Source organism: Thermogemmatispora sp. (assembly GCF_019683755.1).
Classification (GTDB): Bacteria; Chloroflexota; Ktedonobacteria; order Ktedonobacterales; family Ktedonobacteraceae; genus Thermogemmatispora.
The window spans coordinates 1-8,604 of sequence record NZ_JADGHT010000200.1 but is presented as its reverse complement, the minus strand read 5'-3'; the positions used below and the strand labels follow the sequence as shown (position 1 = coordinate 8,604).

Genomic DNA, 8,604 nt, shown 5'->3' with positions numbered 1-8,604 from the left:
GATATACGGTCTAAGACATCCTACTCTTCAAATCAGTCTATTATTCAATAAAGCTATAAAATTTCGATTTTACTGTATAATAAGAGTGACATGCTAGCCAGGATGCGGGAGTTTTCCAGCAATGGTAACGAACAGCGAGTCAGCGGCTGCTGTCTCCTGCTCAGCGGCGCGAGAGCGTCAGGAGACAGCGGTTAACTCTTCTGGGCGGCTTCAAGGGCGACGCCGCGCCCGACCTTCCTTGTCCCCCTTGCGCCTTTTACTGGCGAGCAGTGGAGCACTGCTCCTACTGGCAACGGCCCTTTTGGGCAAAGGTGACGCGCTATCGCAACCTCAGCAGGCCAATCAGCTGCAAGAGATGCTCCTGCCCGGCCCTTTTATCACCAATCCCCTAACCCCTGCGCAGGTCGAGGCGCTACGTCACCGTGAGAGTGCGATGAATGAACAGGCCCTGGCGCGTCTCTATCTGGCTCATATGACCCTTGATCAGAAGCTTGGTCAGCTCTTCATGGTGCAGTATTACGGGACGACCTACTCAGCCGACCTGGAGACTATGATCCATGATCTCTACGCAGGCGGCGTCATCATGTACGCGGCCCAGATGCGGACGTTCCAGCAAACGCGCACCGATATCCAGCGAATGCAGGCCCGGGCCTGGATGCCTCTTTTTATCTCGGCAGATGAGGAAGGCGGCTTTGTCGAGCGGATCAACAACATCTACGGCCACCGACCCGGTGCCCTGGAGATCTACCAGACGGGCAAAGTAAGCAATGCTGCCGCTCTTGGCCATAGCATTGCCCATGATCTGAAGGCGCTGGGGCTGAATACCGATCTGGCTCCCGATGTTGATGTACCGGTGATCAATGGCCCTGATCAATACTTGCGCACCTGGGGCTACACGCCGCAGTCTGTCATCGATTACGGTGGGGCCTATTTGCGCGCTGTTCAGGGCGACGGCGTCATCGCCTGCCTCAAGCATTTTCCAGGTCTAGGCGCCGCGCAAACCGATGCCCATACAGGTCTGCCAATCATCAAGCGCACGCGCGAGCAGATCTATAGCACCGAGCTGATCCCTTTCAAACATTTCATTCAGTCGCCGCAGCCGCTGGACCATCCTGGCATGATCATGACGACTGACCTGCTGATGCCAGCCCTCGATCCCGTCTGGCCAGCGGAGCTGTCACCGACGATTGTGACGGGCATCCTGCGCCACGAGCTAGGCTACGACGGCGTGGTCATTACTGATGCCCTCTATATGGAAGGCATCTCCAAGCAATGGAGCCTGCCACAGGCTGTGGTCCTGGCCCTGGCGGCAGGCAATGATATGATCCTGGGCGTACGCAGCTCCTACGACTTGCGCAGCGCGGTAGAGGCCATCAAGCAGGCCTTAGCCACTGGACAGCTCTCGCTGAGCGCCATCGATGCCTCCGTCACGCGCATTATCGCCTTAAAGATTCACTACCATCTCTGGCCTATTCCTCGCTTCGCGTAGGGTGCCTGCCAGAGATGGTGCTCAAGCTAGCAGGACCTTTCGGCGGCTCGCCATGTCCAATCATTCCGCCAGGCGGTCAACGCAGCTCGTTGACTGCCTCCCGGCAGCGACAGCCCCCTCTGGTCCTAGGAGCCTGTACCCTGCGTTGTCGGCCTTGGGGGACTATGCTATACTGAACTGGCACTAGCCAGTTCAGTCAGGATACTCAGCTCAGCAAAGAACAGGTCGAGCACCTTTCTCCTGCCTGCCACGCTGTACCTCCCCAGAGCGTTAGTGCGCTTTGCTGCAGGCGTGGCGCGCACCAGAGTTTATCCCAGGAGTGAGAAGACGATGGCTGAAGAGACTGCCCATCTCCAGAACCCATTTATCATTGGCGAGCGTGTCTATCTGCGTCCGCTGGAGCCTACTCAGGACAACCATTTGTATGCCACCTGGCTCAATGATGAGGAAATTCGTCGCTATTTTTCGATCTATCCAACGAGCGACGCCCGTGCCAAAGAGCGTCTGGAGCAGCTTTATAAGGATGGGAAGCATATCATCTTTGGAGTGGCTCTTAAAAGCAACAATCGTTTGATCGGCCTTGTTGGCTTAAAGGATATTAACTATATTAACCAGACAGCAGAATTCTATATTATCATTGGCGATCGCGCGGTCTGGGGCCAGGGCTATGGTACGGAAGCCACCAAGCTAATGATCCGCTATGGCTTCATGGAGCTAAATCTGAACCGTATTCAGACGCAGGACATGGAGGAGAATATCGGAGGCTGGCGCGCAGATGAAAAGGCCGGCTTTAAGTATGAGGGGACCCTGCGCCAGGCGATTCTCCGCTTCGGGAAATATCATGATGTCCGCGTCTACAGTCTGCTCAGAAGCGAGTATCTTGAAAGTCTGCAGCAGGAGAACCAGGGAAGCTGAAGTTTTTAAAGGATAGGCATAGCTATGACAGTCGTTGTGCAGGAAATCACAGATCGTGAGCAGTGGAACGCCTTTCTGACCTCCCAGCCGGGTGGGCACCTGCTGCAGTCCTACGAGTGGGGTGAGCTGAATAAGTACCTTGGCGGACGCATTTATCGGCTAGGCGCGTTGGAGGCAGGGAGACTGATCGGCGCCATGATGATTTCCGTTGCTCCGGTACCGCTCCCAGTGCGTCTACCTGGTCTGCAGCTTAACTGGCTCTATAGCTGTCGTGGCCCCACCGTCGAGGCGCCGGATTCGCCCGCTCTGCCAGCCCTGATTGCCGAGGCTCATACCATTGCCCGCCGCGAGGGAAGCGTAGTGCTCCGCCTCGAGCCGAACATCGCCGACGATGATCCGCGCCTGGAGCAATGGCAAAGCGCCTATCGCGCTCTCGGCTTCCGCATCTATCCGTACGCCGTCCACCCACGGCGTAGCTGGGTCCTGGATATCCGGCCTCCACTAGAGACTCTCTTTGCCAATTTCAAGATGACCTGGCGTCAGAATGTGCGCGTCGCCGGGCGCAAGGGAGTCACCGTACGGGAAGCCAGCAGCGATGCCGATTTCGATGCCTACTACGCCTTGCTCAAGATCACCAGCGAGCGCGACGATTTTTTTATCCACAGCAAAGACTATCATCGCGAGATCCTGCGCCAATTTGCCACGCGCGGTGACGCCGTGCTCTTTCTGGCCGAGCACGAAGGGGAGGCCTTGGCCGCCAAAATGCTCATCCGCTTTGGTGATTGGTGCTGGGACATGTTCGGGGCTACCTCCAATCATAAGCGCAATCTGAAAGCCGCTTACTTGCTCCAGTACCGCTGCATCCAGTGGGCTAAAGAGCAAGGCTGCACCCATTTTGACTTTCGCGCCATTCCAGAGGTACTGGAACCAGGAGAAGAGATGTGGGGCGTCTATGAGTACAAGCAAGGTTTCGGAGGCTATTCCCGCCTCAATATGCCAACGCAGGACTATGTCTATCGCCCCCTGATCTATCGTCTCTGGAGCAAGTTAGTGGAGATTCGGAGGGAGCGCAGGCGAGCCGAGCGACGGCGTGTTGAGCTGGAGCGCGCGGCACGCGGCAGACAGAGCGGCAAAGGTCAGTCAGCCGTGGCAAACCAGACAGACTCATCCCCAGCGCCTGCACAGGGTAGCAGTCCAAGCGGCAAAGGAGCACAGCCAGCAGAGCCAGCCTCGTCCTCCGGCGTCAGCCAGTGAGCGTCCGCAGAGCCAGCTCGCTAGCTTGTTGCCAGCAGCAGCGCTCTTCTGTTCTGCACTACGGGGGATGGGAGGAGCACCAGCGACTGCCGTGACGGCCTCTGGCGCGAGCCGTCTTCTTCAGCGAAGGCCCAGCCAGCGCAGGCGCTCTCTTCCTAACGCCTGCCACCTTCGGCAGCCTGGCCAAGGGAGAACAGGCAGGTGACGATGAAAGCAGTCATTCAGAAGTCCATGCTCAGCCTGCGCACTGTTCTGATCCGCGCTTGAATGCTCGAAGGGAAAAGCAAGAGACAAAGAGATTCCACTTGTCCTCACTGGGGGAACGTTTATGGAAGCGCGTTTTATCACCGATCGGCAGCAGTGGAATGAGTTTGTAGCTGCCTCGGTTTGCTGCAATATCACCCAATCGTATGAGTGGGGGCAGCTAGCCCCGCATCTCGGTGCCGAAGCCCTTTACACTGGCGTAGTCGATAATAATGGGCAGCTCATGGCAGCCATGCTTGTCCTTGTTTCCCGTCTCCCTGTGCTGGGCACCTACTTTTATGCACCGCGCGGGCCAGTGATTGATGACCCCAGTTCGCCCGCACTGGGCCAGCTCCTGGACTTCGTGCGTCAAGAGGCCCGGCGTCGTGGCGCCTTTATGCTCAAAGTCGAGCCAAGCGTCCCCGATGGAGATGAACGCTGGCTTGCTGCTCTGCGAGGCCACGGCTTTCGCCGCACTCCCTATGCTATGCACATTCGCCATGAGTGGGTTCTAGACATTCGTCCCGATGAACAAACATTGCTGGCCAACATGAAAGAGAAGTGGCGTTATAACATTCGCCTGGCCACGCGCAAAGGCGTCAGCGTACGACGCGGCGAAGGATCAGCCGACCTCGATACCTTTTATCGCCTGTATCGCATCACCAGTGAGCGCGATCACTTCTTCATCCATGAGAAAGCACACTATGAGGATATCATGCGCCTTTACAGCGAAGACGATCGCGCCGCTCTCTTCCTCGCAGAATATGAAGGGCAGGCCATTGCCGGCCTGATTGCGCTGCGCTTCGGGCGTTGGAGCTGGTACATGTACGGAGCCTCCTCCAACGAGCACCGTAATCGCATGCCTAATCACCTACTGCAATGGACAGCCATCCGCTGGGCCAAAGCACATGGCTGCTGGTATTATAACTTTCGCGGCATCCCTGATATCCTCGAGGAGGGTCAAGAGCTATGGGGGGTCTACGTCTTCAAGCAAGGCTTCGGCGGTTATCCTTTGCGCTTCCTAGAGACCCATGATCTCGCCTACAAGCCCCTCGTCTATCAGGCCTATCGTCGCCTGCTAGACGTAAAGCGCTGGCGCGATCAGCAGCAGCGGAGCCGCCTACAGCGTCGGAGCACCCCCTCGTCTACCGCTGGCAAGCAAGCAGCGCAGGAGCAGCGAGAGGCCAGCAGCCGGGAGACAGAGACGACGCTCTCCGGCGCTTTCCAACGGGACTAGAGGACTCTACACAGGGGTCAGCCTGATTACAGACCAGAATAGAAGAACAGGACAAGAAGAAAAAACGGGGATCGGCTTTTCAATTTGGTTCTGCTTGCTTGCCGATCCCCAGCCTAGAGCGATCATCTCTTCTGACAACAGAGCAGATCGGCCTCAACGAGCGGGCCAATCTTGTCAGTGCTTGCCTGTGGTTCTGTCCTGCCAGTGCTTCACCACGACCCGAGAGAGAAGAGACTGGCTCCGGCCAGGCTACTGCTACTGACCCGAGCGCAGTGCCTGCAAAGCAGCCAGGCGTTCACGAGCAATCGTGCTATCGGGCTTCACACGGGCCAAGTTCTTATACACGCGGCTAGCCTGTTCATACTCGCCAACCGACTGATACGTCTGACCGAGCATATCGTAAGCCTCATAATTATGGCGGTCGATGGCGATCAACTGCTGCAAGGCAGCCACGGCCTCTTTGACCTGGTGGGTCTCGAAGTAGTAGCGAGCTACCACCGTTTGATACTCGGTAGCTTCACGTGTGCGCCCGATGCGCCAGCAGAAAGCGACCACCTCGCGCAGCAGGCCCATATCGTTGGGGGCCAGATCGACAGCGCGGCGGTAGCAGGTAAGAGCCTCCTCATTATTGCCCATCTCGGCATAGATATCGGCGATACGGCGCATAGCCTCTGAAGCTTCGCCCCGCTGATTACGCCGTTCATAGATATCGGCCAGCAGGCGTAGCTCTGCGATGCCCTCCTCAAGCTGACCGCGATTAATATAGATCTCAGCTAGCTCGGCATGGGCGCGCGGGTCCTGGGGAGCTAGACGCACCATCTCATTGAGCACATTGAGAGCATTGTCGCCCTGACGCTTACTGAGATAGTAGCGAGCCAGCTCAGCATACTCCTGGAGGGCGCTGTCGATATCACCCTGACGCGCGGAGATCTCCGCCAGAGCCGAGGCCACCTCATCCTGATAGGTTGTCATCTGCTTAATGCGACGGAGCACAGCCTGCATCTGCTCCTCTTTACCGGCGCGGCGATAGGCCTTTGCCAGCAAGAGCGAAATCTCAACTTCTGGGGCCTGATGCTCCTCATCATCCTCGCGGGGGCGAGCAGCCCAGATAGTTGGGTCCATTGCCGCCGGCGAGCGGCGCACCAATTGCAGAGCCTGCTCTAGCTGTTGGATGGCCTCTTCAGGCTTGCCCTGAGAGAGCAGGCAGTGAGCCATGCTCACGCGGGCCAGCACCTCCACCGCACTATCGCGCGCCGCCTGCTGATAGGCCGCTACAGCGCGATCGAAGTAACCAGCCTGCTGATGGATCTGGCCGAGAGAGAAATGAAGGTCGGCGTTATTCGGCTGCAGCTCGAGCGCCTGCGTATACTCGCGTGCGACCACCTCATAGTGACGCTGACCCTGACCCCGCAACTGCCAACGGATACGCGTCAACAGCTCTAGAGCCGAAGCGCGACCGGCAGGAGCAGCCCCCGTAATCATCAAGAGGTGCCAGCGTACCAGGGCCACAATATTGCGTGGGTCAACCTGCAACACACGCTGATACTCAGCAGCGGCCTGCTGAGAGCGACCGAGCTTCTGCAGAGCCAGAGCGTAATTCAAACGCGTCGGCACACTGGTTGGACTTTCTTGCAGCGCCTGCTCCAGCTCGCTGAGAGCGCGATCCATATAGCCCAGGCGCAGATAAGCCTCAGCGGCCTGGGTGCGCTCGCGCAGAAGATCCTCCTTGTTGCCATGAGAGGAGAGGAGATTAATGAGGCGCATGCGATACGTCAGATTATTTGGCTCCAGCTGCAGAATGCGCCGGTAGGTAGCAATCGCATCATCGATGCGCCCATTGGCGATATAGGTATCGACCAGGATGGCGTACTTAGTGATGGCCTGCTCGATGCGGCCCTGACGCACATAGATTTCACAGAGGACCTGGTGAACATCCAGGTACTGGGGAGCGATCTCGATGACCTTCAAGCACTCATCGATAGCCGAATTCAACAAGCCATGCTCGATGTAGCGCTGGATATCCTGCATCGAGCGCACCACTTGCATGCGGACGCCCTCGGGCAGGGAAGCCGTACTTGCAAGCACAGCGCCGGCCACCTGCTGCAGGGACTCATCACGGGTGGTATTGCCAGCAATCTTGCTCAGCAGCTCCTCGACATTATCCTTAGCGCTCGTCGACGCAGGAGGTGGGGGAGCTGCCGGGCTGAGCTGCTCCAACGTCAGAGGAGCGGACGCTGAAGCGGCAGCAGTGGGCGGAGCCGCTGGCGAGGCAGGCATCTGGCTCTGGACAGGAACAGCCTGTGAAGCCGGGACCGGGGCTGGCGCAGGAGCCGGCGGTTGCAGCTCCACCTGCCGCGTGGGACTATCGGTCAGCCAGGAAGCCGACGAGACAGGTGCCGGGGCTGGCGGATTGGGAGCCGTGGGCGACTGTGGCGGAGCTGCCGGAGCCGCTGGCTGTGGCGGTGGGGCAGCCGGAGGCGAAACCGGGGCTGGCGCAGCTCCAGCAGGAGCCGGCTGCGCAGGATTCGTCGCTGGCTGCGAAGGTGCAGGCTCATTGAGAATACCCGTCAGCCAGTCGGGCAATTCGCCAGCAGCAGCAGAAACGGCTGATGACGCCGGAGCTGGGGCAGGCCCAGCAGGAGCGGCAGGAGGCTGAGGAGGCGCCGAGGCGACCCCAGGAGTTGAGAACATCATGGTTGCCGCATCCTGGATGGACGGGGTTGCTGGCTGCTCAGGTGACAGGCCAGGAGCAGCCTGCAACGCTTGCTGTTGCAAAGAAGGCGGCGGCGTATTGGGTTGAGCAGGAGGAGGCGCACTCTGCATCTGCTTCAAAAGCAGCTCCACCTGAGCGACCTTATCATTCCAGCCACGACTGCGCAGGAAGCCAAGCAGGGCGTTATAGATAGTCAGGGCCTGCTCCTGCTCACCGAGCAGGCGATGAGCCTCTGCCGCTTCCTGACAGAGCTGCACTAGCTGGTCAGCCTCCTCGATCGTCAGGGCATCGAGATTGACGCGATCGACAGCTTCATCGAAATGAACAGTGGCCGTGCGCAGATCACCACGTGCGCGATAACATTGCCCCAGAGCATAATAGCAAGAAAGCGCATATTCAGGGTCGTTGAGCAGCATCTGGAACTGACGGATGGCGTCATCCCAGCGCTTTTGCTCCTGATAGAGCCAACCGAGAAAGTAGCGCGCATCGGGACGATCAAAACCACTTTCGAGGATCTGCTCACAGAGATCAATGGCATCGTTATAGCGACCCTGGGCCTGGAAAGCCTGCGCCTGACGCAAAATGCCCGTAACCTGGCTTGCCGTGATGCGTCTCTGCGGAGCTGCTCCTCCGCCAGCGGGGCCAGCAGGGGCAAGAGCCTGCCCCGGATTCCCCATGCCGCCGAAATTGCCCGCGCTACCCATGTTACCCATGATGCCAGTATTACCTCCGCTTATGTTGCCCGGCGCGGCA

The 8,604-nt window shown here is 58.5% G+C and carries 5 protein-coding genes; 4 read left to right on the top strand and 1 reads right to left on the bottom strand.

Annotated features, from left to right (window positions below):
• The first annotated feature begins 121 nt into the window (after positions 1-121).
• From IRZ24_RS13060 to IRZ24_RS13045, 4 genes are all read left to right on the top strand, one after another.
• Positions 122-1,489, top strand: coding sequence for a glycoside hydrolase family 3 N-terminal domain-containing protein (locus IRZ24_RS13060; protein WP_297164946.1), 1,368 nt, complete (start codon positions 122-124; stop codon positions 1,487-1,489).
• Positions 1,490-1,819: 330 nt separating this feature from the next.
• Positions 1,820-2,404 (top strand): GNAT family protein, encoded by a 585-nt coding sequence (locus IRZ24_RS13055; RefSeq protein WP_297164944.1) that lies wholly within the window; start codon positions 1,820-1,822, stop codon positions 2,402-2,404.
• 24 nt (positions 2,405-2,428) lie between these two features.
• A complete protein-coding gene (locus IRZ24_RS13050) occupies positions 2,429-3,658 on the top strand; it encodes a peptidoglycan bridge formation glycyltransferase FemA/FemB family protein (RefSeq protein ID WP_297164943.1) in 1,230 nt (409 codons plus the stop codon).
• Positions 3,659-3,986: 328 nt separating this feature from the next.
• Entirely contained in the window at positions 3,987-5,138 is a 1,152-nt protein-coding gene (locus IRZ24_RS13045) for a peptidoglycan bridge formation glycyltransferase FemA/FemB family protein (RefSeq protein WP_297164940.1), read from the top strand.
• A 255-nt stretch (positions 5,139-5,393) separates the two neighbouring features.
• Here the strand turns inward: IRZ24_RS13045 and IRZ24_RS13040 are convergent, their stop codons facing one another.
• On the bottom strand, positions 5,394-8,564 hold the full coding sequence (locus IRZ24_RS13040; RefSeq protein WP_297164938.1) for a tetratricopeptide repeat protein: 3,171 nt from the start codon (positions 8,562-8,564) through the stop codon (positions 5,394-5,396).
• Between the last annotated feature and the right edge of the window lie 40 nt (positions 8,565-8,604).

Excerpts from the sequence above, each read along its gene's own strand:
- IRZ24_RS13060 (WP_297164946.1), top strand. The coding sequence starts at position 122 with ATGGTAACGAACAGCGAGTCAGCGGCTGCTGTCTCCTGCTCAGCGGCG.
- IRZ24_RS13055 (WP_297164944.1), top strand. The coding sequence starts at position 1,820 with ATGGCTGAAGAGACTGCCCATCTCCAGAACCCATTTATCATTGGCGAG.
- IRZ24_RS13050 (WP_297164943.1), top strand. The coding sequence starts at position 2,429 with ATGACAGTCGTTGTGCAGGAAATCACAGATCGTGAGCAGTGGAACGCC.
- IRZ24_RS13045 (WP_297164940.1), top strand. The coding sequence starts at position 3,987 with ATGGAAGCGCGTTTTATCACCGATCGGCAGCAGTGGAATGAGTTTGTA.
- IRZ24_RS13040 (WP_297164938.1), bottom strand. The coding sequence starts at position 8,564 with ATGGGTAACATGGGTAGCGCGGGCAATTTCGGCGGCATGGGGAATCCG.